Below are 25,867 nucleotides of genomic sequence, written 5' to 3'. Positions count from 1 at the left end.
ATAAAATAAAGCCCATTATATCGTAAAAAGCTTATTTTAAAATGCGAAAATTTTTATATCTAAACTAATTCACATAAGCTACAAATATTAATTAAATGTAACTTAAAGTTACACTAATGTCTATTATTTGTCAGCATTTGCTTTTAATTATCTAAAAAAGAGTGATAATTATGAAATTCAACACAAAGGAGTGGCAATGAAAAATTTTAATCCTTATGACGAAAAAGTCGTGTTTGAAAAACTTAGTAACCTTATCAATGGGCTTGATTGCTCCAAGCAGAGTGTAGAGCAGCACAAAGAGCAAGAGGGCATAATCTATGCTAAAAATGGGCAAAGTATCCAATCCTCTAGCACAGATAAAAGAATTTCTTTTGCAAACAAAATTTTAAATGGCGGAATTTTGCAGCAAGATGGAAGTTATCTAAGTGATGATAGAGAGTTTATTTATAGCCTTGATACAAGCGGAGCTGGAATTTTGCGTATCACTTCCACTTGTAAAAAGACAAGCTTTACAATTATAAATTTTTCGCAAAAAAATTGTGATTTTGGAATTCACTTGTGCGAGATCCCCTATAAAGAAATGAGCTTTGTGTATTGCAATACTTTTAGTGTGCATCCTTACATCAAAGCATTTAAAGAAATCGCCCCTTATATCGCTAAAAGAATTTATAAATCTAAGCATTTCACAAAAGCGGTGGTAAATGATTATAAAAGTGAAAAAATTAATATTTTAGGTCCTTTTTATGATGAAAAAATATTTACAAAAAGTGTCCAAAATATCCCTATGAATTTAGAAAATCTCTATTTGCTAAATGACGCAATGATTGAAAGTATGAGATATTTTACTAAATATAATGGATTGGTAAAAGAGCTCTATATTTTTGGAGCTAATCCTACACCACTTGATCAATTCCGTGCAGACTTGGTAGTAAAAATGATGAAAAATCTCAATCATAACATCACGCAAGGTAAGCCAGAACTTGCCATTAATCAAGTTATATTTCATAGCTTTGCTTTAGGCGAAGGGGTGGAGTTTTTGCAAAAATTAAGCAAGGATAGCGGTGGAAAGTATTATCAAGTAAATTCTACGCTAGAATTTAAAAGAGCGTTGCTAAGTCATCTTGATAATGGTAAAATGCCCGATCCCAAAGAGCTAGGCGATGATGCGACAATTCATTCTAGTAAAACTGAAAAAATGCACGATGACACACCACCACAATAAAATAAAAGCACTAGAATTCTAGTGCTTTGATAAATAATCTATATAAAATAATACACAAGCAAAAAGCCACCAAAAATTAAGATTAAAAACAAAATAAAAGCGAGTAAAAATGCCTTTGCACCACTTTCCAAAAAACTTTTAAAATCTACCTGAAGTCCTAAAGCACTCATCGCCATTACTAACAAAAAGCTAGATAAGAATCGCAAAAATTCCACAAGTTCTGCAGGTAAAGCTATAAAAGAATGCAATACCACAACACCCAAAAACCAAAACGCAAACCAAGGTATAGGAAGCTTTCTACGCTCTCCCTCTTTACTTTGTGCGAAGAAATAAGGCACGATGAGTAAAACGGCTACGAGTAAAATAACGCGTATCATTTTAACAATTAAAGCAACTTCTTGAGTGTGAGGAGAAATAGCCCCTGCTGCACCTACGACATTTGCCAACTCGTGCAAAGTAAGTCCTATAAAATATCCCTCCTGTGTGTGAGAAAAAGACGGGATATGAAAGGCATAAAATAAAGGATATAAAAACATACCCAAAAGTCCAAAAAGCACCACAGTCCCGACAGCTATAACACCTTTATAAGGCTTAGACTTAATCGAAGATTCTAAGGCTAAAACCGCCGCCGCTCCACAAATAGCACTTCCAGCACTTACCAAAATGGCAATTTCTTTATCAAGTTTTAAAACTTTCACACCGATGATGTAGCCAAGCACCAAAACCCCCGCCACCACGACAACACTCAATAAAATTCCACTCAAACCCACAGAAGCAATGCTACCAAGCGTAACATTAAAGCCAAAAAGTATAATGCCAAGCCTTAAAAGTTTTTTAGCACTAAAAACGACCGCCCTTTCGCAACTTTTTTTAGAAGCTCTAAATAAAGGTGCTGCAACTATGCCAAGTAAAACGCTTAAAATCAAAGGTGATAAATGAAGGCTTTTGATCCACGGCAAAAAACTCACATAATAACTCGCAAGACTTACTAAAAGCACCAACACAAAGCCGTTCATATAAGCTTCACTCTGCTTTAAAATGATATTTTTTAAATTTTTCATTATATAAGCTTTCTCACTTGTAATTTTTCATCGCTATTTTAGCCTCCAAATCGGCTTGCTTTTTCTTTAAAACCTCTCTTTTATCATGTAGGGTTTTTCCCTTTGCTAAAGCTAGGGTTAATTTTGCTTTATTTTTAGCATTAAAATACAAATCCAAAGCCACTAAAGTATAACCCTCCACACTCACCTTTCCTAGCAATTTATCAATTTGTTTTCGATGCATCAAAAGCTTTCTAGAACCTCTTTCCTCGTGTTTATAAAAGCTATGAGTTGTGCTAAGTAAAGAAATGTGGGCATTGAGTAAAAAAAGCTCCCCTCTAATAATACGCACAAAAGAATCTTTCAAATTCGCCCTACCAGCTCTTAAAGCCACCACCTCACTACCCTTTAGCACAATACCAGCCTCAAAACGCTCTATAATATGATAATCAAATAAAGCCTTTTTGTTTCTAGCGATAATTTTCATATTTTAGCCTTAAAAACACTACTTCCACTTCCGCTTAAAAAGTAGCCTGTTTCTAAAAATTCACTCATTTTAGGATAAAGCCTTATGCAAGGTTTAAAAAGGTCATTAAGAGCTAAATTTTCATACTCTAAAAGTTCTTTTGTGTTTAGTTTTTCATAAATTTGTGCGTCTTTTAAAGCCTTACTAAAATCAAATACTTTTTTATCAAATTCCTCATAAACCTTAGCTGTTTCACAAGCGATGTTTGGAAAGTGAAGTTCAAACGGGACTAATTCATCATCAAATTCTTCAATTACTTCACCGCAGCCCTTCACATTTGCACTCTTTACACCACTGAGAAAAAAAGCAAGATCTGAACCTAATTTAACGCTTAAGCGAAGCATTTTTTCTTTAGAAATTTTAAGATTCAACTCCTCATTTATCAGCCTTAAAAACGCCGCAGCATCACTACTTCCGCCCCCAAGTCCCGCACAAGTTGGAATATTTTTAATTAGTTTTAAACTTTTTTTATTAAAAAATTCTTTAAGCTCATTTTCAAAGCCCTCCTCGCAAAGCAAACGATAAGCTTTATCGATGATATTATTTTCACATTTAAAGTCGCTAATAAGCTCAAAGCCTTCTTTTTGCTTTTCATTGCTTAAAAAAAGTTCATCATAAAGCGTATCTAAAAGCACAAAACGCGAACTTAAAAGATGATAACCCCTCTCATCAAGTCCTATAATTTTTAAAAAAATATTTACCTTTGCGTATGCTTTCATTGCTTAAGCTTTTTGCTTAAATCATCGAGTTTAATTTCACTTTGAGCGACAGAATGTAAATTTTCATCTTTGATTTGCATAATTAATTCTTTTCTTAAAATCAATAAAGACCTAGGTGCTTCAATACCTATTTTAGCGTAGCCTTTACCCGTTTGAACGATTTTGATTTCTATATCTTCGCCTATTTGTAAGCTTTGCCCTTCTTTTCTTGATAAAATTAACATTTCTCAACCTTATTTAAAATATATTCTACTTTTTTATTTTCTATTTTTATAATGGAAAAATTTTTTTCATTTTCCAAAAAATATTCCCCATCTTCCCTAATTTCAAGTTCCTCTAAAGCAATTTTCGTGCCATTTTCAAGCTTACTTAGATCTCTGAGAGAATTTTTTTTAAGATTTAAATATTCTAACACATTTAAACTTTTTTCATCATTATAAAAAAATTTTCCCTCACTCAAACGCTCCAAAGAACTTAAAGTCGCATTGATTTCAAGCTTTTGTGCTAAAAGCTCGCACCAAGACCTCACATAAGCTCCTTCGCTTAATTTTAATTCCACGCTTAAAAAGGGGTGAGTGTAGTGCAAGATTTCATAAGAAAAAACTTGCATTTTACATTTTTTAAGTGGGGCTATTTCACCTCTTTTTGCAAATTCATAAGCTCTTTTACCCTCTATTCTTTTGGCGCTAAATTGCGGTGGATAAAAAGAAATTTCCCCTAAAAGCTCCTCACAAACCTTTTGAATTTGCTTATAATCAAAGGGCTTTAAAAGACGGACTTCTTTAATATTTTGCGTATCAAAACTTAAAGATTTAACACCTAACCAGATTGTAGCACGGTAGCTTTTTGGACTTTTATCTAAAAAGCGGAAAAGCTTAGTGTATTGATGAAAGGCTACGATTAAAACACCCTTTGCAAAAGGATCTAGCGTGCCTGAATATCCTGCTTTTTTAACTTTATATTTTCTTTTGATTTGACTTAAAAAAGCATTGGAGCTGATTTGTGGAGGTTTATAGGCGACAAAAAGTCTATTCATACCGCTCTTTCGACATAAGAATTAAGAATGACCCTTTCAATACCACCAAAATTAATGCTTAATTTGTCCTCATTAATTTTCACAATTCTCCCTACTCCAAAAATTTTATGTCGCACCAAATCGCCCTTTTTAAACCTCTCTTCTCTCTCAATTTCTTCATTAAGCACCCCACTTTCCTCCAAAAAACAGCTTTTTTGCAAATAAGCCCTACTTCCTTGATGAAAACGCGAATTGACATAACTCAAACACAATCGTTTTTTTGCTCTAGTGAAAGCTACATAAGCCAAACGCCTCTCCTCTTCTATATTATCATAGCTCACAGGAAAAAAGCCCATTTCTAAACCTATAACAAAAACATAGTCAAATTCCAAGCCCTTGCTTGTATGCACACTCATTATACATACACCCTTGGCTGTTTGATCTTGCTCACTTAAAAGCGAAATTTCGCTTAAAATTGTTTCTAAATCTTCAATATTTTCATTATTGATTCTATCTTTTAAACTTGCACAAAATTCATTAATATTTGCTATTTTATCCTCACTATCATTTTGATTTTCATAGTATTCTTTGAATTTAAATTTTTCATCAAGTCCATCAATTAAATCTTTTAAATTTGAAAGCTCTCTCAAGCTTTTAATATTTTCTACAAAATCACACAATTCATTTTGCAATTTTTGACTAAAAGCACCACTTCCCTCCAAATTACACAAGGCTTCAAAAAGTGAAATTTGATGCGTTTTTGCGTGCTTTTCTAGTTTTTGAAATGCCACCTCTCCAAAGCCTCGCTTAGGCTTATTGATAATGCGTTTAAAAGAAAAATCGTCCTCTAAATTATTAACCAGTCTAAGATAAGCGATTAAATCCTTAATCTCCGCTCTTTCATAAAAACGCATTCCGCTTAATAAAAGATAAGGAATTTGCTCTTTCATTAATGCTTCCTCCAAAGCACGAGAAAGAGCATTAACGCGAAATAAAACGGCAATTTCGTCTGTTTTTACACCCTGCTTTAAGAGAGACTTAATTTTCTTTGCGACCATAATGCTTTCATCTCTTTCATCTTCACAAGCACAAATTTCAATCTCCTCTCCCTCATCTTTAGTGCAAATTAAAGTCTTACCTAATCTTTTTTGATTGTGTGTGATAAGTTCATTTGCCGCTTTTAAAATTGTCCCGACAGAGCGGTAATTTTGCTCCAATTTTACCAATTTAACATTTTCAAATTCATTTTGAAAATTAAGGATATTTTCGACCTTAGCACCCCTCCAGCTATAAATACTTTGATCATCATCACCCACAACGCAAAGATTTTCGTGGCTTTTACAAAGACTTTTTAGAATTTGATGCTGTAAAAAATTCGTATCTTGATACTCATCAACCATAATGTAGCGATAAATCAAACTCTGTTTTTTTGCAAATTCCTCATCTTCAAGCAAAAAGCAAGTTAGCAAAAGCAAATCGTCAAAATCGACAAAATTATATTTTAAAAGATAAGCTTGATAATTTTTATAATAAGTCGCAAGCTTAAAAGCTTTCTCATATTCTTGCCCTTCTTTTTTCAGCTTTTTTGCCTCTTCAAAAACATCTTCTACGCCAAAAGCCATATTTTTAAAACGTGAAATTTCACTCATAATAAAACTTATACTATCCTTTTCCGCCCCTATAATTTCTTTAAGAATTTTTTTAACATCATCACTATCAATGACTACAAAATCATTTTTTCTCCCAAGCCTTGCAATGTGAAGTCTTAAAAACATCAATCCAAATTTATGAAAGGTGCAAAGTAAAGGCATAGCCTCCTTAGCTCTAATCAGCTCCAAAGCCCTAGTTTTCATCACCATAGCAGCCTTATTAGTAAAAGTAAGCGTTAGGGTGCTTTGTGCTGGAATTCCAACCTCATCGATAAGATAAGCAAGACGCGTTGTGATAGTCTTAGTTTTACCACTTCCCGCACCCGCTAAAATAAGCATAGCCCCATCTATATGTCTCACTGCCTCCTTTTGACTTTCATTAAGGCTTTTTAAAATTTTCATTGAAATAAGTCTTTATTGTTTTTCAAAAAGATATTTTTGGAATTTTTAACATTTTCTTCGTCTGTTCTACCCTTATAAATGCTAAAATTGACAAAAATAATGGTATTTTCAATTTGAATTTGCGTAATGGCTCCCAAATCCACACTTACATAAGTTGCAAAGTCATCAGCTCCAAAACCCGCGTGAAAATATAAACGTTCCTTATTTAGCTCCATTGATTCAAAGGTATAACCAGCCAAAGCAAACATTACAAAAGGATTATTTTTAAGGCTTAATTCTTTGGGTAATTCAGGATCAAATTTGACAAATTGCATATTTGCAACTATGGAAAATTCTATCTTTTCTTCCTGCAAAAATTGAAGCACCTCAAAACAATGCTCTCTCATTAAAGTAACAAATTTTTGTTTTTTTAAAATTGCCTCTAGCATTTTAAAGCCTTTATTTTAAATTCCTTTAATAATTTTTCAATCTCACAAATACCAAATTGCCAAAAATTCTCATCTTCCACATCAAAACCAAAAACGCCTATTAACTCTTTAGGGCTAACACTTCCACCACGAGAAAGCATTTCAATGTAAAGCTCTTTAAAATTCTCACATTTTCCACTCTTATAAAGCCCATAAAGTGCCAAAACCAAAAGCTGGGCGTAAGAATAAGCATAACAATAAAAAGGAGAGTGGACAAAATGCGGAATATAGCTCCACCAAGAAGCGTAATTTTTAGTGAGTTTCACGCTTTTACCAAACATTTTAGCCGACTCTTCCATCCAAATCGCATCAATTTGCTCTTTTTTTAACTCATTTTCCTCTTTATGAACACGTCTTTCAAAGCAAGTAAAGCTAATTTGTCTATAAAGCGTTGCGAAAATATCCTCAATCTTAGCTGCGTAAAGGGCGATTAATTCCTCATTTTTCAGCTTATCTTTTACATAGTCAAACACAAGCATTTCCGCAAACACAGACGCCGTTTCGGCTGTGGTTAAAGGCGTGTTTTGATTTAAAAAGCTTACCTTATAAGAAAGTTTTTGATGAATACTATGTCCTAATTCGTGTGCTAAAGTAAAAAGGTCGCGGCGTTGATTGGTGTAATTTAATAGCACAAAGGGGTGTGCTGCGGAGGTCGCAGAGTGTGAAAAAGCACCTCCTTGCTTATTTTCTTTAGGATACACATCGATCCAACCATTTTCAAAAGCCTCTTTTGCGATGCTTTCAAATTCGGGCGAAAAGTTCCTAAATGCTTTTAAAATTATCTCCTTGCTCTTTTCAAAGCTGAAATTTGCTTCTTTGCCTAAAGGCGCATATCTATCATAATCTTTTAATTTTTTAAAACCTAAAATTTGCTTTTTAATCAAATAAAAATCTTCCACCAAATGATAGCTTTTCTCCGCACTTAAAATTAGTGCATCAACGCTTTTTTGTGAAATTTGGTTGCTTAAATGTCTTGGCATTTCAGCATTTTCATAGCCTCTTAAATGGCAAATATTTTTAAGTTCTGTTTTGATCATATTTAAAATAAAGCTTAATAAAGAAGCATTTTGCTTTAAAGCCTTAGTGAAATTTTTTGCCGCCTTTTTTCGCACCCTGCGGTCATTATGATAAAGCTTACTTAAAATTTCTTCCTCACTTAGCTTTTTACCCTCAAAATTAATTCTTAAAGCACTCATACTTTCATCAAAAAGCCTAGAAAATGCACTTGCACCAGTATTTGAGAGATAAAGCAAAACGCGCTCTTCCTTTTGACTGAGATTAAATTTCTTATTTTTCAAAAGACGATTTAAATAAAAGGCATAACTCTCACAAAACTCCACAAATTCACTGCTTTTTAAAGTTTCCAACTCACAAAATTCTAATTCAAAAAAAAGTAAATTTTCTTCTATTTTTTTACATTTTTCCTCGTATCTTGCGTAAAAATCGCCATTTGAAGTATTTTTAGCAAAGCATAAATAAGCGTAAGTCATTATTTTTGCGACATTTTCATTTAAATTTTCATAGTTTTTTAAGCTAATTAAAAATTCTTCCTTATTTAAGTGGGCTATTTTTTTTTCATATTTTTGCCTAAATTCCTCTGCTTGCCTTACACTTTCACAAGTAAAACTTTCAAGTTTTTCTTCGCTTTTAAATAAAGCACTTAAATTCCATTCCAACATCTCATTTCTCCAAAATCAGCTTTTTTAAAATCGCCATTCTTATCGCCACGCCATTTTTAACCTGTCTTAAAACAAGACTTTGAGAACTTGCCATCACCTCATCGCTTAAATCAATATTTCTATGCACAGGTCCAGGGTGTAAAATAATAAGCTTGGGATTTTTAGTCAATACATTTGCCCTTATACAAAAATCATTCGCATAATCTTTCAAAGAAGCATAAATTGCCTTTTGATGTCTTTCCGTTTGTGTCCTTAAACTCATAATAATGTCCGCTTTTTCAATTAACTCTTCACTTAACTCATAAGAGCTTTTAAGTGAAGTTTGAGGCATAAAATGTGGTGGTGCAACTAGGGTAATGTCAAGCCCAAAACGCCCTAAAAGCTCGATATTTGAAGTTGCAACACGCGAATTTTTTACATCGCCTACAATAAGAATTTTTCGCCCCACAATATCACCCTTAAAATGCTCTTTAATGGTAAATAAATCAAGTAAAGCCTGACTAGGATGAGCGTGCTTACCATCTCCTGCGTTTAAAACGGGGCAATGCAAGTGTTTTGCTAAAAGATAAGGCACACCTGAATGCTGATGTCTTACTATAATGGCGTGAGGTCCCATAGCGTCTAAATTTGCCGCTGTATCGTAAAGCGTTTCACCCTTACTCGAGCTTGACCTTGAGACATCAAGCCTTAAAACCCTAGCACCAAGCCTTCTAGCCGCACTTTCAAAGCTTGAAAGTGTTCTAGTGGAATTTTCAAAAAATATAGTCGTTACACTTTTTCCTTCAAGTAAAATTCTAGGTTTTTCATCTAAAAATTCACGCGTATCTTCAAAAAGCGCCTCAATCTCATCTTTGTCAAAATCCCTAGTCGTAATCAAATGCTTCATCGTTTCTTACCTACAAACGTAAATCATCATTTGAGCAAATCGCCGTAAAAAGCACATCGGTAGAGCTATTAAGTGCTGTTTCTACACTATCTTGAATCACGCCTATAATAAAACCTATTGCCACAACCTTCATCGCCACATCGTAATTGATATTAAACAAAGAGCAAGCAAGAGGAATTAAAAGCAGTGAACCGCCAGCCACCCCACTCGCCCCACACGCCGCAAAAGTTGCAATAATGCTAAGTAAAAATGCTTGAAAAAAACTAACCTCAATGCCCACAGTATAAGCGGCAGCAAGGCTTAAGACAGCTATGGTAACTGCCGCACCGCCCATATTAATGGTTGCTCCAAGTGGGATAGAAATGCTATAAAGCTCCTTATCAATGCCAAGTTTAGCACAAAGTGCCATATTTACAGGGATATTTGCCGCTGAACTGCGTGTAAAAAAAGCAAAAAATGCACTTTCTTTAATGCAGATAAAAATAAGTGGAAATGGGTTTTTACGCGTGTAGAGAAAAACGATAAAAGCGTTGATGATAAAAGCTACAAAAAGCATCGTTAAAACCAAAACGAGCAAAAGTTTCGCATAGCTAATAAGTCCCGCCGCACCCGTGTTAGCAACGGAATTTGCCACCAAGCCAAAAATTCCAAAAGGAGCTAACTTGACAATAAACTGAACGATTTTTAACACACCTTCATTAATATCCACAAAAACTTGCTTTGCCTCTTTTGAGCAGTGTCTAAGCGCTACCCCTCCAGCGATAGCCCAAGCTAAAATTCCCAAATAATTCCCACCTGAAAGAGCATTTATGGGATTATCCACGATTTTTAAAATCAAATCTTTAAAAATTTCACTGATAAAAGCAGGGGAGCTTTGTGAGGCTTTCTCTACTCCCTCCAAAACAAGCTCCGTTGGCATTAAAAAGCTTATCCCAACAGCACAAGCAGAAGCCAAAAATGTTCCCACAATGTATAAAAAAACAATATTTTTCATTTTTGTGCTTTTTTGTGTAAAATTTTTTGTGCAAATGGAAGTTAAAATGAGAATAAACACAAGAATGGGAGCAATAGCCTTAAGTGCATTTGTAAATAAAACTCCCAAAAAATTTGCCACCACCGCCATATCTTTAGATAGCAAACCCACAAAAATTCCAAGCACTATGCCGATACAAATTTGTAAGATTAAATTTCCTTTAGAATACCCTTGTATAAGTTTGGCAAACATTTACCTTCCTTTAAAAATAAAAATTATAGCACAAAAGCACTTATTAGAATTAAAACTTACAAAATCAAGCTCTTAAATTTTTAACTGACATAATCGCTTTCATACAACACATATTGAAATCTCTGTGCTATCATTTCAGCTCTTTGAAAAATCAGTCTTTGATGCTCTGGCTCTTTATAAACACATTCTAAACTTTCTTTAAAAAGCTTAAGCCATACAGAAAAAAGCTCTCTAGGAAAAGGTGCTAAATCAATATGCGTTCGCATAGGATTTCCTTTAAAATTCCCACTTCCTAGTAATAAACCCTCCCAAAAATTCGCAATTTTTTCCTTATGATTGCTCCAGCTTGTATCATCTGTGCCGATTTTAGCATTAAAAATCTCCCCAAGTCCGTTCTTATCAACTCTTACTTTCGCATAAAAAATATCCATAAGACTACGGATAGAATTAGAATCGATGCTTTCAAATTTCATTTTAAATTTCATTTTTATTTCTCCTTTAAATTAACGCCCCTTAGCATATTTATAATACGCCGCACAAGCACCCTCACCTGAAACCATACAGCTACCTATGGGATTTTTCGGTGTGCAAGCCTTGCCAAAAACCTTACATTCATAAGGCTTTGCCAAACCTCTTAAAATTTGACCGCAAATGCAAGCTTTATTTTCGCCTCTACTCTTAACCTCGCAATCATAAAGCTTACTTGCGTCATAATTTGCAAATTCCTCTCTAAGCTCTAAACCGCCATTTTTGATAAGTCCTAAGCCTCTAAATTCAAAATCGCAAGGCTTAAAATATTTCTCCACTAAATTTTGTGCCTTGACATTGCCATTGCGGCTCACAACTCTTGAGTATTGATTGTAAATTTCGGCTTTTTGAGCATTTTTTTGTAAGATAATATTTAGCACACTTTCCATAATATCCACAGGTTCAAAACCACTCACAGCTATGGGTGTGTGAAAATTTTTAACTAAAGACTCATAAATTTGATAGCCCGTTATAACACTCACATGAGAAGGACCTAAAAAAGCGTCAATTTTGACATTTTCATCACTCATTATCGCTTGTATCGGAGCTGGGACGGTGATATGATTGGAAAAAATAGAAATATTTTCTAAGCCCTGTTCAATGACTTTTTCTAAAAGCAAAGCACTCATCGGCGTGGTTGTTTCAAAACCTATGGCGAAAAAAATGACTTTTTTATTTTGATTTTCTTTTGCAATTTGTAAAATTTCAAGCGGAGTATAAAGCGCTCTTACATCGGCACCCTTAGCACGTAAATCAAGTAAAGATTCTTTACTTCCGGGGATTCTTAATAAATCTCCCAAAGTGCAAAATATCACATCTTCTTGTTGTGCTAGTTTTAAAGCTATATCGATACGCTCTCTTGGCATTACGCACACAGGACAACCCGGTCCGTGTATGAAATTCACTTCCTTAGGAAGTAAGTCGCATAAAGCATATTTCATAATGCTATGCGTGTGTCCGCCGCAAATTTCCATTATATTAATAGGTTCTTTAATATTTTTCCTAATTAAAGCATTGAGTGCTAAGAGGGTATTTTTATCTCTAAATTCATCGATATAATTCATTAAGCCCCATATCTCCCTCGTGCGTTTCTATCTCTCCGTTTTGCATTTTATCCACTATCTCTTGATAGGTTTTAATGCTTAAAAGTGCAGCTTCCTCGTCTATTTTCTCCATCGCCACGCCTACATGGATTAGCACAAAATCACCCTGTTTCAAAGGCTCACTAATAAGGTCCAAATTCACCTTTCTTTTAACGCCCAAAGTATCCACCAAAGCATTGTTAAACTCATCGATTTCTAAAATTTTTGAAGGGATAGAAAGACACATTAAAAAAGCTCCTTTTTAAGTCTTAGATACTGATACCAAAGTTCTAAATTTTTCCCAGTTTTGGAATCTAAAATCAAAATATCCACCTTAGGATTAAGCTTTTTGCATTCCTTACTTGCCTCTTCGATGTCAAAGTCAAAATGATGTGCCAAATCTGCTTTTGAAATAATGACCAAATCCGCTTTTTTAAACATCACAGGATATTTTTGCGGCTTATCACTACCTTCCGTAACGCTTAAAAGCACAACATTTATATGCTGTCCCAAATCATAACTTGCAGGGCAGACCAAATTCCCCACATTTTCGATAAAAAGTAAATCACACTCCTTTAAGCTTAAATGATGTAAAGCTTCATGCACCATAAAAGCATCTAAATGACAGCTCTGTCCCGTGGTGATTTGAAACGCTTCTGCTCCAGCTTCTCTTATGCGTTTAGCGTCATTTTCACTTTCTAAATCACCCTCAATAACGCTGATTTTCATCTCATCTTTTAAAGCTTTTAAAGTGCTTTCTAAAAGCGTAGTTTTCCCACTTCCTGGTGAGCTCATTAAATTGATACAAAGCACCCCAGCTTCATTAAAATGCTCCCTATTATGCTCTGCTTCGTGGTCGTTTTTGCTTAAAATTTTGCTTAAAACTTCTAGGGTTTTTTCCTCTTTAAGCTCGGGATTTTCATAATTTTGATAATGATGATGGGAGTGAGTGTGATGGTCGTGTGTATGTGGAGTTACCGAACAGCCGCAGTCTTTACACATAATTTTCCTTTTTCTACAATTTTTATCCTAATTCTAAATTATTTTAATTAATCACTCATCAATATTTTATATTTAATGTTAAAATTGCATAAAATTTAAAAGGTAAAATGATGAAACAAGTTACATTAGCACACGGAGGCGGTGGCGAGGAAATGAATGAATTTTTAAAAGGCGTTTTTAAGCTTTTTGACAATGAAATTCTAAGAGAAGCAAATGACGCTGCAATTTTGGGAGATATGGCTTTAAGCACAGATTCTTTTGTTTTAAGTCCCATTTTTTTAGATGAGGAGGTCAATATAGGCAAACTTTGCGTGTGCGGTTCAATCAATGATATTTTAATGGTCGGTGCAAAGCCCTTATATTTAAGTCTTGCTTTGATTTTAGAAGAGGGATTTGCTTTTGAAAAATTAGAAAAAATTTTAAAAAGCATTAAAAATGAATGCGATAATATAGGCGTTAAGCTTGTATGTGGAGATACTAAGGTCGTGCCAAAGGGAAAAGGTGATGAAATTTACATCAATACAACAGCCCTAGGGCATATCATAAAACCCTGCCAAACGAAGAATTTAAAAGGGGGTCTAAGTGTGCTAATAAGTGGTGATATAGGCAGACACGGTGCAAGCGTGCTGATAAAAAGAAATGCACTTGAGGCGGATATTAAGAGTGATTGTAAGTGCGTGAAAAACGAGGTTTTGGAGCTTTTGGAAGCGAATTTAAATATAGCGGCAATGCGTGATGCTACGCGTGGCGGTTTATCAGCCGTTTTAAATGAGTGGGCGAGTTTTTGCGGGAAAGATATTTTGATTTATGAAGAAAAAATCGCTGTTAAAAGCGAAGTTTTAGGACTTTGTGAGCTTTTTGGCTATGAACCTTATGAGCTTGCTAATGAGGGCACTTTTGTGCTTTGCATGGAGCAAAAAGACGCGCAAAAAGCCTTAGAAATCTTACAGAAATATAACAAAAAAGCAAACATTATAGGTGAAATTTTACCAAGCGAAAAAGCAAGGGTGATTTTGCAAAATAGCTATGGTGCAAAACGCTTTTTAGAAAGCCCTAAGGGTGAGCTTTTACCTAGGATATGCTAATGCACGAATTAAGCGTAGTTGAGTCCTTAATCACACTTTGCGAGGAAAATGCCAGAGAGCAAAATGCTAAAGAAATTAGCGAAATTTATATCAAAATTGGGCGTTTAAGCGGAGTAGAAATCCCGCTTTTTGAGCGTTGTTTTGAAACTTTTAAAGAAAATTCTACACTTTGTCAAAATGCCAAACTCTTTATAGAAATTGCTGAACTTGAAATTTTATGTCTTTCTTGTGGGGAGAAGAGCATTTTGAAAGAAAATGTATTTCAGTGTCCTTTGTGTCAAAATGTGGATTTAAAAGTCCTAGACGGCGACGAGATGATTTTAATGCGACTTGTGATACATTAAATAAACTGCGAAACATTTGTAAAAAACAAAGATTTTTTAAAAAAATTTTTAAGTTAATTTGTAAAGAATTAAAATCGTTTTCGAAATTTATTGTTTATTTTGATTTAAATTTTAACAACTTGTCAAATGATTAAATACTTATTCTACATTTTTTTTGTTAATTAAAACCCATTTAAAAATCTTAAAATCACCCTCCCTCCCCCTCATTATATTCTTGTCTAAATCTAAGAAGAATGACAAAAAAATTAGGAATACAGAAAAACATCAAACTAGTTAATTTGTCAATCGAACATATAACTTGTAAGAATTGAGCGAGAAAAACTCATCCTATCTTACTTTCTTTAAAAATTCCAAACCCAAATCAGGAAAATCTGTAAAAACTCCATCGGCTCCTGCCTTAAACAAAACAGCCTCAAAAAGCTCATCGACAGACTTAGTCCAGTTTGGAAGTGCATCTGCTCTAATGGTATAAGGATGCACTTTCATATTATATTTATGAGCATTTTTAACAAAATCATTTGGCACAATTTCATTATTTTTAAGCTTATTTTCATCAAAGAGTAAAATATAAGTCGGTCCTAAACCATCGACAATTTTTGAAATTTCAGCGTAATTTTTAACATCTAAAAGATAAGAAAAATCATAATTTTGCCACACGCCATTTTTATACTCAAAAGTCTCCTCCCACTCATTTAAACCTATAAGGGCGATGAGCTTAATATCCATACCCATTTGTGGCAATAACTCCTTTTTCACACGCACCAAATCAGGATAATCAAAACTTTGAAAATAGACCTTAGAATCCTTGTTTGTGTAGCCATATTTTTTAAGCACTTCCAAGGTGATTTTAGAAATATCTTTGCCCTCTTGCTTATGAAACCAAGGGCGCTTAACCTCCACATAAATTCCCACATTTTTACCAAGCATTTTGTTAAGTCCTTGAATGAGCTCAATCTCTTCTTCAAGAGTATTGATAGTAAAGTCCGCCTTTTTAGCAGGGAAGCGGTTAGGATAAGCATTTGTGCTGTCATTTTCTCCCTTAAAACCCTCACTCATTTTTAAACTTTTAAGCTCAGCTAAAGTAAAGTCGATCACATAATAATGCCCATCTTTACGCTTTTTATCCGGAAATTTTTGTGCTACATCACTTGTTTTGTCTAAATACAAATCGTGGATAACAATCAAATGATTATCTTTACTTAAAACCACATCTTGTTCGATGTAAGGCACTCCTTGAGCAAATGCCAAAACCTTACTCTCAAGCGTATGTTCTGGCAAATATGCACTAGCACCTCTGTGTGCAATGATAAGTTTATCACTTGCAAAAAGATTAAATCCTAAAAACATTAAGATAAAAGCAAGTTTTTTCATTTTTACTCCTCAAATTTATTATTTAATTTTTAAAAATTCCTCGACTTCTAGCAAAATAATCTCATTATCATCTGGGACATAAGGCTCTCTACTTGATGAAAAAGGAAAATTATTGTCATTTGCTACAACAATGTGTTTATCATCTACAATATCCACATCTTCAATGGTAAAAAAAGGAAAGACAAATTTGCCATTAACCAAAGGTTTTTTGGCAATTTTATTCGTATCGTTAATATTCATAAGATCAATATAGGCAATCTTCTCAGCCACACCCTTTTTATCATCAAGTTTAACTTTGTAAATTCTTTTAAATTTGACAGGATTTTTAAAGCACGATTTTGTTTCCTGTCCCCTACAAGCCTTATCCATAGTGCCTTCCGTATCATCGCGTTCTATAATTAATCCATACTCTTCATCAATCATATTAAAATCGCCAATAGAATGAGCATTACTTTCTAGTATATATGCGTAGCTTTTATCTGTAAATTTTCTAGCCTTAATGTCAAATTCTAAAATCCTTAAATAGTTTTTGCCACCTTTATTTTCATACTTACCATCTTTAAATATTGCATATTCTAACATAGGATAAAGCTTCGTTTTATCCTTAGAACTAGCCATTGCTTCAAAACCTTTAGAGCGTTTAATATTAGCCTTGTTTTCTAAGATGTCTGGGTTTGAAAGCTGTAAAGATGGATTATCAGGCGATAAAATAGGTTTTCTATTTAGACTAACATCAAAAAGCTCCTTTAAGGTTCCTTTTTCATCAAATTCTAGCAAAAAGGGACCAAATTCATCACCGACCCAAAAACTTTTACCTACAATTTGAAAACTTTCAGGGTCTATGTCAGCTCCCGTTAGATACCTACTTTTAGTGCTTTCAAGGGTGATAAGATAAGGAAATTTTTTATCTTTATCATTAAAGAAAATGGTTTTAAGATGTTTATAAGAACCCTTTTGAAAATCAAATTCATAATTGTGGATAAAGGTCATAGAATCTGGTGAATTTTTCTTAGTGCCTAAGCCATTATCACTTAAAAGCCAATAGCTTTTATCCCCTGTAAATTTAACTCCACTATGCCCTTGCAAAGCTTGTTTTTTAAAAGGGATTCTAAAGGTATTAGAACTTTCTTCTTCTGTATAATTTGCATTAAATGCACCTAAGTTTTCATTTCTTATTGTGCGTAAAAACTTCCCCGTGCTTTGCAAAAATTCTGGCGCATCTTTAGGGGCATTGATGAAATTTTCTGCCGGGATAACGATATGTCCTGCCAAATTTGCCTCATATTCATTTGCCGCAAATAAAATACTGCACAAGCATAAAGAACCTACAATTTTTTTCATTTTTATCCTTTTTAATCATATAACTTCTTGTCAAAATGTTTGAAATTTTAAATATTTTTCAACATTTTGCAATTGGCACTAAGGATTATAAACTGCTCTTGTATGTAAAATATATTAAACGCGTAAAATCTTTGTAAAATTTGTCAAGTTAAAAATTAATTGGGAAAAAGACCCGTTTGAAAAATAGAATACAAAATTTTATATTTTCTTTTATTTTGCAAAATTTTCTTGACTTTTTTTACATTTTTTATTAGAATTACATTTTTAATTTATTCCGGATTAGCTCAGCGGTAGAGTAGTCGGCTGTTAACCGATTGGTCGTAGGTTCGAATCCTACATCCGGAGCCACTTTTAAGATCCCCACTCTTACTAAACACAGAGGATATTTTCAAAGCCTTATCTAAGATTAAGCAATATTAACTTCAAAAATTACTTAAGAAATTAAATTTTCATATTCTTTAGCAATATAAATTTGTCCTCTATATTCTATCACTGGGCGTTTTATGAGGCTTGGAGTTTCTAAAATCATCGCCTTTAATTCTTCTTTGGCTAAAGCCTTCATTTTTTCTTTATTAAGATTTAATTTTCTCGCACTCATACCTGAAAGATTTGGAAAATCCTCAATCTTTCTTTTTTCAAGCCACGAATTTAAAGTGCTTTCATTGATTTTTTTAATATCTAAAAATTCAAATTCTACACCCTTAACTTTTAAAAATTCCATAGCCTTTTTGACGCTACCGCAATTTTTAATCCCATAAAGTTTCATTTTCGCGCCCTTTTAAGCAAATCTGCTATTAAAAAGGCAAGCTCCAAAGCTTGGTCGGCATTAAGTCTTGGGTCGCACTGGGTTTCGTAGCGATTTTGTAAATTTTGCATTGTTACATTACTCGCACCACCTGTGCATTCGGTAACATCTTGTCCAGTCATCTCCAAATGCACCCCACCCGGATACACTCCCTCACTAATAGCCACCTCAAAGAAATATCGCACTTCTTGCATAATTTTATCAAATTCACGCGTTTTAAAATCTCCAGCCTTAACGGTATTTCCATGCATAGGGTCTATGCTGTAAATTAAATTAAGTCCTTCTTTTTTTAAATCTTTAAAAATACTTGGTAAATTTGAGGCAATTTTATCCGCTCCCATACGAATAATAATATTAAGCCTACCCTCTTCATTGTTAGGGTTAAGTTTATTTGAAAGTCTTATAATATCTTGAGCTTTGGCACTTGGACCAATTTTAACACCCAAAGGATTTTTCACACCGCTTAAAAAATGCACATGAGCTCCATCAATCTCGCGGGTTCTTTCGCCTATCCAAAGCATATGTGCTGAACAATCGTAAAAATCGCCACTTAAACTATCCACACGCGTTAAAGCTTCCTCATAAGGCAAAAGTAAAGCCTCATGTGAAGTGTAAAGTGAAACTTCTCTTAAATTTGGAGTATTATTTGCATTAATTCCACAAGCCTCCATAAAAGCTAAAGCGCTGGAAATTTTTTCACTTAAATCTTCATATTGTTTATGCAATTCACTCTTTTTCACAAAACCCAAATTCCAGCGTTGAACCTCACGCAAATCAGCCAAACCGCCTTTAGCAAAACCCCTTAACAAGTTAAGTGTCGTCGCACTTTGATAATAAGCTTCCAGCATACGCTTAGGATCAGCAATCCTTGCTTTTTCACTAAACTCAAAACCATTAATAATATCTCCACGGTAACTCGGCAAACTCACACCATTAAGCTCTTCATAATCTGCACTTCTAGGTTTAGCAAACTGCCCTGCTATACGCCCTATTTTCACCACAGGACAACCTCCAGCAAAGGTCAAAACAATCGCCATTTGAAGAAGAATTTTAAACATATCGCGTATATTATTTGCACCGAAATTTTCAAAGCTCTCCGCACAATCGCCACCCTGAAGCAAAAAAGCTTCTTTTTTGGCAACTTTAGCTAAAGATTTTTTAAGCTGTCTAACTTCCCCCGCAAAAACAAGTGGAGGTAATTTTTCAAGTCTCTCAAGATTTTCTTTTAGGGTATTTTCACAAGGATAAACTGGATGTTGTTTAATGGGATAGGCTCTCCAAGAATCTCTCGTCCATTGCATCGCAAACTCACTTTAGATAAATGAAAGAGCCATAAAATAGCTCTTTGTAGAAATTATTTTTTAAGCTCTTTAATACGAGCAGCCTTACCACGTCTATCTCTAAGATAAAATAGTCTTGCACGACGTACACGACCGCGTCTTAAAACACTAATGCTTTCTAAACTTTCACTATAAATAGGGAAAATTCTTTCAACACCTACATTATTTGCACCGATTTTACGCACCATAAAAGTTTCACTCACTCCATTTCCTCTTCTAGCAATGCAAATTCCTTCAAAATTTTGAATTCTAGTCTTATCGCCCTCTTTAATGCGAATAGCAAGTTTTAAAGTGTCTCCAGCACGAAAATCTGGCACATTTTTACCTTCAATTTGTTTAGCCTCAAATTGCTCTATATATTTGTTTTTCATCATAATTTCCTTAAATTTTGCGTTCATGCTCCAAAAATAAATCGGGACGAAAAAATTTTGTCTTGCAAGACGCTAAAGTATTTTTTAAAGCCGCAATTTTAGCGTGATTACCCTTTAAAAACACTGAATTAGCATAAAATTTCTTCAAGTTTTTTTCAAAAATTAAAGGTTTTGCAAAAGAGGGTGCTTCTAAAAGCTGGTTTTCAAAGCTTTCCTCTTCTAAACTTTGTGAATTTCCAAGCACTCCATTAACATTGCGTAAAATCGCATCGCAAAGGCAAAGAGCAGGAAGTTCTCCTCCAGTCAAAATAAAATCCCCCACACTAAAAAGCTCGTTAGCAAATTCTTCCACTACACGCTCATCTATGCCCTCATAACGACCACAAACGAAAATCAAATTTGATTTTTGACTAAGGCGTTTAGCATCTTTTTGATGAAAACTTTTTGCACTTGGACTAAGAAATATAAAATGGGGATTTTTCTCTTTTTGACGAATTTGTTCCAAACACTCAAAAAGTGGAGCTATCTGCATCAAAAGTCCTGCTCCACCACCAATTTTATAATCATCAACCTTTTTATATTTATCTTTGCTAAAAGATCTAGGATTTTGGAAATCAAGACTAAAAATGCCCTTATGCAGTGCTTTAGCAAGGATAGAATCTTTAAAATAAAATTCTATCAAATGAGGAAATAAAGAAACAAAAGTAATTTTCATGAATTTTCTAAAATATAAAAAGCTTCATTTGAGCATAGAATTTGCTTTTTTTGCACATTAATTTTCAAAATATATTTATCAATATAAGGGATAAAAAAAATCTTAGAAAGACCTTGAGCTATCAAGTTCTCATCGCTTTTAATTTCAAACAAATATCCCCCGCCACTTTGTAAAATATCTTTAACTTGCCCCAAAATTATTTGCTCATCTCTCACTTCACAGCCTACAATATCAAAATAAAAAAACTCGTCTTTTTTTAATCTGCAAAGCTCTCTTGTCTTTTCTATACTTTGATAAAGTTCCAAATTAACAAGTTCCTTAGCTTTTTCAAGACTTTCATAAGCGTAAAATAAAACACTTTGACGATTTTTATCATAATCTTTAATGGTAAGTTCCCTTTTATCTTTGGTAAAAAAAGTAAGATTTTTTTGAAACTGAGAGGGGAAATCGCTAAGATTATGTAATTTTAAATAGCCCTTCAAGCCTACACTTCGACCTATTTTAGCGACTAAAACAAATTCACTCAAGGGCTTTTACCGTAACGCGGTAAGAGATATTTTCTTTACTTTTACAAGCTGAAATGACCGTCTTAATCGCATGAATCATTTTGCCATTTTTACCTATAAGCTTACCTGTATCACTTTTATCTGCAAAAAGAAAAATTTCAAAGAAATTTTCCTCTATTTTTACTCTTTGCGTATCGATTTTCTCGGGATAATCGGCAATAAGTTTGGCATATTCTTTTAAAAAATCTTCAACCATATTATTTACTTGTAATAGAAGCGACCTTATCGCTAAGCTTAGCACCCACGCTCTTCCAGTAAGCCAAACGCTCTGCATCAAATTTAATTACTTCAGGTTCAACCATAGGATTATAATAACCTATGCTCTCTATCCAACCGCCATCACGGCGTTTTCTACTATCAGTTACGACAATACGATAAAAAGGTCTTTTCGTTCTTCCCATTCTTGTAAGTCTAATCACTGTCATTGTGTCTCCTTAAAAATTAAAAATCAATTATAGATACTAAAATTAGTATTTATAAGTGAAATTTAAAACTGCCTACGAGCCTGATTCATCATCGTCATCAAACTATCCATTCCTTTTTTGCCTGAAAATTTCTTTGCTAATTTAGCCGCATTGTTAAACTGTTTTAAAAATCGATTGACCTCCATTTGTGAAAGTCCAGCACCATTTGCTATACGGCGTCTTCTAGCATTATTTAAAAGATCGGGATTTTCCCTTTCTTTTGGAGTCATAGAAGAAATCATCGCTTTAATATGTAAAATTTCCTTAGAATTATCTAAGTCCAAATCTTTCACACTAGAAGCCACATTAGAAAGCCCCGGTATCATACCAATGAGTGATTTCATACTGCCTAATTTTTTAACGCTTTCCATTTGAGTTAGAAAATCATTAAAATTAAAATCGCCTTTTTTGATTTTTTGATTTAATTTTTTTGCTTCTTTTTCATCAATAATTGCCGCAGTTTTTTCCGCCAAAGTCGCCAAATCGCCCTCTCCCATAATACGACCAACAATTCTATCTGGGATAAAAACCTCCAAATCTGCAACTTTCTCGCCCACACCGATAAATCTTAACGGGATACCAACTTGCCTTGCTATGCCAAGTGCCACACCGCCTTTAGTATCTGCGTCAAATTTGGATAAAATCACTCCACTAAGGTTTAAAGCTTCATTGAAACTTGATGCAGTCTTTACTCCATCTTGACCACTCATTGCATCAGCAACATAAAAAATTTCATCAGGATTTAAACTTGCTTTAACTTCTTTCAACTCGTTCATTAAGGATTCATCAATAGCCAAACGCCCAGCCGTATCTACAAGTAAAACATCAAATAAGCCGTCCTTAGCCTTCTGTAAAGCCTCTCTTGCAACTTTGATGGGATTTGTCTCATTTTCTATGTAAAAAAGCTGAGCTTCATTAATCTCGCAAAGTTGTTTTAATTGCTCCACCGCTGCTAAGCGTTGTAAATCGCACGCTGCAACAAGAACTTTTTTATTACGAAGTTTAAGATAATTTGCCAGTTTTATCGTGCTTGTCGTTTTACCACCCCCTTGCAAACCGACCATCAAAACAATAGTTGGAGGCTTAGGGGAAAAAACAAAACCTTGATTTTTACCATTAACGCTTAAAATGTCTTCTAAATTTTTCTTAATCGCTTCTAAAAACTGCTTTTGTCCTATGCCGTTTTTTTTCACATCTTCTTCAATTAAGCTTAATAGTTCTTTTGTAACTTTATGATGGACATCAGCTTTGAGTAAGGATTTTTTAAGGGTTTCTAAAGCGTTTTTTAAAGCTTTCTCATCATCGACAAAACGAAGCTTATTTACAGCACTTTTAAAAGACTCGCTGACAAGTTCAAACACTCCAAAACCTTTCCCTATAAAATAAAAGCGAGATTATACAAAATTTTTGCTTAAATGGCTTTAAAAGTCTAAATTTTTTAGCTCAAAGCCCAATTTTGCAAAACTTTCATCTAAATTTGCCTTAAACTCATAATCCAAAATTTTAAGCTCATAACTATGCAAATACATTCTATCCGCTACTATTTTTCCATACTTTTCATCACCTACAACAGGGTGTTTTATAAAGGCACTATGCACTCTTATTTGATGCGTTCTACCTGTTTGAATGCAAATTTTTGCTAAAGTTTTTTTGCTCTGTATCATTAAAGGACTTATAGTGCTTAAAGCATTTTGTCCGTCTTTTACAATTTTGCTAAAAGCACCATTTTTACTCTTAGATGTGGATATAGGCTCATCAACAACAACTTTTTCTGCTAAAATTCCATCAAGAACAGCTATATAGCTTTTATAGACCCTTTGTCTTTTAAATTCTTCTATGCAAAGTTGTCTAAAAGTCTCGTCCTTGCAAAGCAAAATAAGCCCACTTGTTTCTTTATCTAATCTATTTAAAAGTTTAGCCTTAAATTCACTCTCTAATTCCTCACTAATGTAAGAATAAGGCTTATTTATTGCTAAAATTTTTTCATCTTCAAACAAAATTTTGGGCTTTTTCGTCTTAAGCAAACTAAATTTCGTTCCCTCTCTCATCAAAGCTCTGGCAAGGACGACTTTTTTACCACTAGAAAAAACCAAGCCTCTATCTATCAAATCCTTAGCTTCTCTATTTGAAATATTTTCTTGCAAAGCAAGTAATTTATAGGCTTTTTCTTGCATTAAGTCCCTCCTTTATCGCATTTTCTATCACGCTTAAGTCTTTATTTTGCGAGATTCTAGCTTTTTTACTTAAATGATGTATCATAAAATCAAGCCTTGTCAAATCCTCACAAAAATTGACATTTTCAACTTCTGCAAATAAATTTTCTTGATTATGAATAAAAATACCTGTAATGAGAATATTATTAAAACTTGCTACCTCAATGGGATTATGCCCTCCAATCCCCTCAACAAAAGAACCACCAAGCACGACTACATCACTAATCGCATAAAAATTAATTAATTCTCCCAAAACATCGAGCAATAAAATTTGTCCCTTAAAATCTTCCCATTTTTTTAAATTTGAAAATTTTTCATAAGCATGGTGTTGCAATAAATTTTCGACTTCCAAAAAACGCTCTGGGTGTCTTGGAGCGATAATAAGCTTTTCATTTTCTTGTAAAGTAACAAACTTTAATAAAAGCTCCTCTTCTTTTTGATGTGTGCTAGCAAAAACGATAAGTCTTTCTTTTAGCTTAGTATAATGCTTACTAGGTTTAATTTCTAAATTTGCCTTAATGTTCTTAAAAATTTTCACATTTTTAGCACCTAATTGCTCAAGTCTTTGCTTATCTTTCGCACTTTGAGCAAAAACCTTATCAATGTAAGAAAAAATCAAGCGGTAAAAAAAGGCAAAACGCAAATAAGTCTCATAAGAGTGATTTGAAATTCTCGCATTAATCAAAAGCACTCTCGCACCTCTTAACTTCGCCATAAAAACAAGCATTAGCCAATATTCCGCTTCAAAAATCACCAAAACTTCACAAGGCTTAAACCAAAAAGGCAGCCAATTTTCAAAAGCTAAGAAATTGACTTTTTTGCAAAAATTTTTCGCACACTCAAAGCCTGTTTGTGTAATCACGCTAATTCTAGAATCAAATTTCTCACTTAAAATTCCAATGCTTTTAACCTCTCCCAAAGAACAAGCGTGAAAATGCACCTGTGCTTTTTGACAAGAATTTTTATAAAGAAAAAATCTCGCTTTCAAACTTTTTTTGTATTTTGCTTTAAAAAATGAAAGAAAAAATAAAGGGATAGCACCTAAAAAAAATGCCACCCAAGTGAGGAAATAGTAGGCAATTATCAATTCTTTTTCGCTTCTTCAAGCTCTTTATATAAAATTCTACCACAATGCGGACAAGTTACAATCTCCTCGCCCTTTATCACAGCCAAATAAGTTTTATCATAAATTTTCATAAAGCACCCATAACAAGCTTGTTTTTTAACAGGAACAACGGCAGTATTTTTCGCCCATTTACGAATTTTTTCATAAAAGCCAAGCACTTTTTGATTCATTTCACTCACAAGCTTTGTTTTTCTATTATAAATTGTCATTCTTTCTTTTTCAAGGTTTGAAATTTGCACCTCAATTTCCTTTTTAATTCCCTCTAAATTCGCCTCTTCTTTACTTCTGTTTTCTAACAATTCCTTCTTAAAATGCTCTTTATTTTCTAAAATTTTATCGAGTCGCACAATTTCATCATTAGCTGCATCAAGCTGTTCTTTGGCGATATCCTCCTCTATTTTGAGTGCATTCGCTTCTTTTTCTGTCTTGACTGCACCACTTTTTTTACCAAGCTCCTTAATTTTAGCTGAAAATTCTGCTATATGAGCATTATTTTGTGCTTTTTGTGCCTCTATATCCCCAATCTCTCCATCAGCAGCTACAAGCTCCTCACTCATCTTAGCTATCCTAGCTTCAGCATCTCTTAAGGTCTTACTTACACTACTAATTTTAGGCTCAAAACTATCGATTTCTTGGTCTATTTGTGATAAATGAACTAACTGCTCTAAATATTTATTCATTAAA

The 25,867-nt window shown here is 33.8% G+C and carries 30 protein-coding genes and 1 tRNA gene; 4 read left to right on the top strand and 27 right to left on the bottom strand.

Features of this window, described 5'->3' with window-relative positions; genetic code table 11:
- Positions 1–196 precede the first annotated feature (196 nt).
- Positions 197–1,222 (top strand): hypothetical protein, encoded by a 1,026-nt coding sequence (locus CVULP_RS03610; RefSeq protein WP_099507039.1) that lies wholly within the window; start codon positions 197–199, stop codon positions 1,220–1,222.
- Between the two features lie 38 nt (positions 1,223–1,260).
- On the opposite strand, the gene CVULP_RS03605 is transcribed toward CVULP_RS03610, so the two are convergent.
- The 14 genes from CVULP_RS03605 to hypB all read right to left on the bottom strand — a co-directional run bounded on the left by CVULP_RS03605 (position 1,261) and on the right by hypB (position 13,442).
- Entirely contained in the window at positions 1,261–2,283 is a 1,023-nt protein-coding gene (locus tag CVULP_RS03605; RefSeq protein ID WP_099507040.1) for a YeiH family protein, read from the bottom strand.
- Positions 2,284–2,296: 13 nt separating this feature from the next.
- Positions 2,297–2,749 (bottom strand): SsrA-binding protein SmpB, encoded by a 453-nt coding sequence (gene smpB, locus CVULP_RS03600; RefSeq protein ID WP_099461054.1) that lies wholly within the window; start codon positions 2,747–2,749, stop codon positions 2,297–2,299.
- On the bottom strand, positions 2,746–3,507 hold the full coding sequence (locus tag CVULP_RS03595) for a 4-(cytidine 5'-diphospho)-2-C-methyl-D-erythritol kinase (RefSeq protein ID WP_099507041.1): 762 nt from the start codon (positions 3,505–3,507) through the stop codon (positions 2,746–2,748). The genes smpB and CVULP_RS03595 overlap by 4 nt, the downstream gene beginning before the upstream one ends.
- Positions 3,504–3,731, bottom strand: a complete 228-nt coding sequence (locus CVULP_RS03590) for a carbon storage regulator (RefSeq protein ID WP_099461056.1) — start codon at positions 3,729–3,731, stop codon at positions 3,504–3,506. The genes CVULP_RS03595 and CVULP_RS03590 overlap by 4 nt, the downstream gene beginning before the upstream one ends.
- Positions 3,725–4,543, bottom strand: coding sequence for a tRNA pseudouridine(55) synthase TruB (truB, locus tag CVULP_RS03585; protein WP_099507042.1), 819 nt, complete (start codon positions 4,541–4,543; stop codon positions 3,725–3,727). The genes CVULP_RS03590 and truB overlap by 7 nt, the downstream gene beginning before the upstream one ends.
- Entirely contained in the window at positions 4,540–6,573 is a 2,034-nt protein-coding gene (locus CVULP_RS03580) for an ATP-dependent helicase (RefSeq protein WP_099507043.1), read from the bottom strand. Before CVULP_RS03580 ends, truB begins: the two co-directional genes overlap by 4 nt.
- A complete protein-coding gene (locus CVULP_RS03575; RefSeq protein ID WP_099461059.1) occupies positions 6,570–7,001 on the bottom strand; it encodes a hypothetical protein in 432 nt (143 codons plus the stop codon). Before CVULP_RS03575 ends, CVULP_RS03580 begins: the two co-directional genes overlap by 4 nt.
- Positions 6,995–8,719, bottom strand: coding sequence for a M3 family oligoendopeptidase (locus tag CVULP_RS03570; RefSeq protein WP_099507044.1), 1,725 nt, complete (start codon positions 8,717–8,719; stop codon positions 6,995–6,997). The genes CVULP_RS03575 and CVULP_RS03570 overlap by 7 nt, the downstream gene beginning before the upstream one ends.
- A 1-nt stretch (position 8,720) precedes the next feature.
- Positions 8,721–9,605 (bottom strand): aspartate carbamoyltransferase catalytic subunit, encoded by an 885-nt coding sequence (locus CVULP_RS03565; RefSeq protein ID WP_099461061.1) that lies wholly within the window; start codon positions 9,603–9,605, stop codon positions 8,721–8,723.
- A 10-nt stretch (positions 9,606–9,615) separates the two neighbouring features.
- Complete coding sequence (gene sstT, locus CVULP_RS03560) at positions 9,616–10,830, bottom strand: serine/threonine transporter SstT (RefSeq protein ID WP_099461062.1); 1,215 nt, start codon at positions 10,828–10,830, stop codon at positions 9,616–9,618.
- An 80-nt stretch (positions 10,831–10,910) separates the two neighbouring features.
- A complete protein-coding gene (locus CVULP_RS03555; RefSeq protein ID WP_099507088.1) occupies positions 10,911–11,303 on the bottom strand; it encodes a group III truncated hemoglobin in 393 nt (130 codons plus the stop codon).
- Between the two features lie 30 nt (positions 11,304–11,333).
- Positions 11,334–12,422: a hydrogenase formation protein HypD gene (hypD, locus tag CVULP_RS03550; RefSeq protein WP_099507045.1), complete on the bottom strand. Its 1,089-nt coding sequence runs from the start codon at positions 12,420–12,422 to the stop codon at positions 11,334–11,336.
- A complete protein-coding gene (locus tag CVULP_RS03545) occupies positions 12,406–12,687 on the bottom strand; it encodes a HypC/HybG/HupF family hydrogenase formation chaperone (protein WP_099507046.1) in 282 nt (93 codons plus the stop codon). Before CVULP_RS03545 ends, hypD begins: the two co-directional genes overlap by 17 nt.
- Positions 12,687–13,442: a hydrogenase nickel incorporation protein HypB gene (gene hypB / locus CVULP_RS03540; protein ID WP_099462793.1), complete on the bottom strand. Its 756-nt coding sequence runs from the start codon at positions 13,440–13,442 to the stop codon at positions 12,687–12,689. The genes CVULP_RS03545 and hypB overlap by 1 nt, the downstream gene beginning before the upstream one ends.
- A 110-nt stretch (positions 13,443–13,552) precedes the next feature.
- Here hypB and hypE point away from each other — a divergent pair, with 110 nt between their 5' ends.
- On the top strand, positions 13,553–14,527 hold the full coding sequence (hypE, locus tag CVULP_RS03535) for a hydrogenase expression/formation protein HypE (RefSeq protein WP_099507047.1): 975 nt from the start codon (positions 13,553–13,555) through the stop codon (positions 14,525–14,527).
- On the top strand, positions 14,527–14,871 hold the full coding sequence (locus CVULP_RS03530) for a hydrogenase maturation nickel metallochaperone HypA/HybF (RefSeq protein WP_099507048.1): 345 nt from the start codon (positions 14,527–14,529) through the stop codon (positions 14,869–14,871). The genes hypE and CVULP_RS03530 overlap by 1 nt, the downstream gene beginning before the upstream one ends.
- Before the next feature lie 327 nt (positions 14,872–15,198).
- Here CVULP_RS03530 and glpQ read toward each other — a convergent pair whose 3' ends face one another.
- On the bottom strand, positions 15,199–16,242 hold the full coding sequence (gene glpQ, locus CVULP_RS03525; RefSeq protein WP_099507049.1) for a glycerophosphodiester phosphodiesterase: 1,044 nt from the start codon (positions 16,240–16,242) through the stop codon (positions 15,199–15,201).
- Positions 16,243–16,260: 18 nt separating this feature from the next.
- Positions 16,261–17,583: an esterase-like activity of phytase family protein gene (locus tag CVULP_RS03520; protein WP_099507050.1), complete on the bottom strand. Its 1,323-nt coding sequence runs from the start codon at positions 17,581–17,583 to the stop codon at positions 16,261–16,263.
- 273 nt (positions 17,584–17,856) lie between these two features.
- On the opposite strand from CVULP_RS03520, the gene CVULP_RS03515 reads away from it, so the two are divergent.
- A tRNA-Asn gene (locus CVULP_RS03515) sits at positions 17,857–17,931 on the top strand.
- Positions 17,932–18,016: 85 nt separating this feature from the next.
- On the opposite strand, the gene CVULP_RS03510 is transcribed toward CVULP_RS03515, so the two are convergent.
- The 11 genes from CVULP_RS03510 to CVULP_RS03460 form a co-directional block, all read right to left on the bottom strand.
- Positions 18,017–18,349 carry an ArsC/Spx/MgsR family protein gene (locus CVULP_RS03510; RefSeq protein ID WP_099462580.1) on the bottom strand — a complete coding sequence of 111 codons (333 nt, stop codon included), beginning with the start codon at positions 18,347–18,349 and terminating at the stop codon, positions 18,017–18,019.
- Positions 18,346–19,689, bottom strand: a complete 1,344-nt coding sequence (locus CVULP_RS03505; RefSeq protein ID WP_099507051.1) for a class II 3-deoxy-7-phosphoheptulonate synthase — start codon at positions 19,687–19,689, stop codon at positions 18,346–18,348. Before CVULP_RS03505 ends, CVULP_RS03510 begins: the two co-directional genes overlap by 4 nt.
- A gap of 53 nt (positions 19,690–19,742) precedes the next feature.
- Complete coding sequence (gene rplS / locus CVULP_RS03500; protein ID WP_099462576.1) at positions 19,743–20,099, bottom strand: 50S ribosomal protein L19; 357 nt, start codon at positions 20,097–20,099, stop codon at positions 19,743–19,745.
- Positions 20,100–20,109: 10 nt separating this feature from the next.
- The gene (gene trmD / locus CVULP_RS03495; protein WP_099507052.1) at positions 20,110–20,814 is read right to left on the bottom strand and encodes a tRNA (guanosine(37)-N1)-methyltransferase TrmD; all 705 of its coding nucleotides are present in this window, start codon (positions 20,812–20,814) and stop codon (positions 20,110–20,112) included.
- A complete protein-coding gene (gene rimM, locus CVULP_RS03490; protein ID WP_099507053.1) occupies positions 20,811–21,341 on the bottom strand; it encodes a ribosome maturation factor RimM in 531 nt (176 codons plus the stop codon). The genes trmD and rimM overlap by 4 nt, the downstream gene beginning before the upstream one ends.
- Positions 21,334–21,576 carry a KH domain-containing protein gene (locus CVULP_RS03485; RefSeq protein WP_099462570.1) on the bottom strand — a complete coding sequence of 81 codons (243 nt, stop codon included), beginning with the start codon at positions 21,574–21,576 and terminating at the stop codon, positions 21,334–21,336. The genes rimM and CVULP_RS03485 overlap by 8 nt, the downstream gene beginning before the upstream one ends.
- A 1-nt stretch (position 21,577) precedes the next feature.
- Positions 21,578–21,805 carry a 30S ribosomal protein S16 gene (gene rpsP, locus CVULP_RS03480; RefSeq protein ID WP_004277416.1) on the bottom strand — a complete coding sequence of 76 codons (228 nt, stop codon included), beginning with the start codon at positions 21,803–21,805 and terminating at the stop codon, positions 21,578–21,580.
- Between the two features lie 62 nt (positions 21,806–21,867).
- Positions 21,868–23,205: a signal recognition particle protein gene (gene ffh / locus CVULP_RS03475; protein ID WP_099507054.1), complete on the bottom strand. Its 1,338-nt coding sequence runs from the start codon at positions 23,203–23,205 to the stop codon at positions 21,868–21,870.
- Between the two features lie 60 nt (positions 23,206–23,265).
- On the bottom strand, positions 23,266–24,018 hold the full coding sequence (locus tag CVULP_RS03470; protein ID WP_099507055.1) for a pseudouridine synthase family protein: 753 nt from the start codon (positions 24,016–24,018) through the stop codon (positions 23,266–23,268).
- Positions 23,999–25,144, bottom strand: coding sequence for a lipid IV(A) 3-deoxy-D-manno-octulosonic acid transferase (gene waaA / locus CVULP_RS03465; RefSeq protein ID WP_099507056.1), 1,146 nt, complete (start codon positions 25,142–25,144; stop codon positions 23,999–24,001). Before waaA ends, CVULP_RS03470 begins: the two co-directional genes overlap by 20 nt.
- Complete coding sequence (locus CVULP_RS03460) at positions 25,141–25,863, bottom strand: zinc ribbon domain-containing protein (protein WP_099507057.1); 723 nt, start codon at positions 25,861–25,863, stop codon at positions 25,141–25,143. The genes waaA and CVULP_RS03460 overlap by 4 nt, the downstream gene beginning before the upstream one ends.
- Positions 25,864–25,867 lie beyond the last annotated feature (4 nt).

The organism is Campylobacter vulpis (assembly GCF_014217995.1).
GTDB classification, from domain to species: Bacteria; Campylobacterota; Campylobacteria; order Campylobacterales; family Campylobacteraceae; genus Campylobacter_D; species Campylobacter_D vulpis.
The sequence above is the reverse complement of the archived record's forward strand: the minus strand, read 5'-3'. Positions and strand labels throughout refer to the sequence as shown.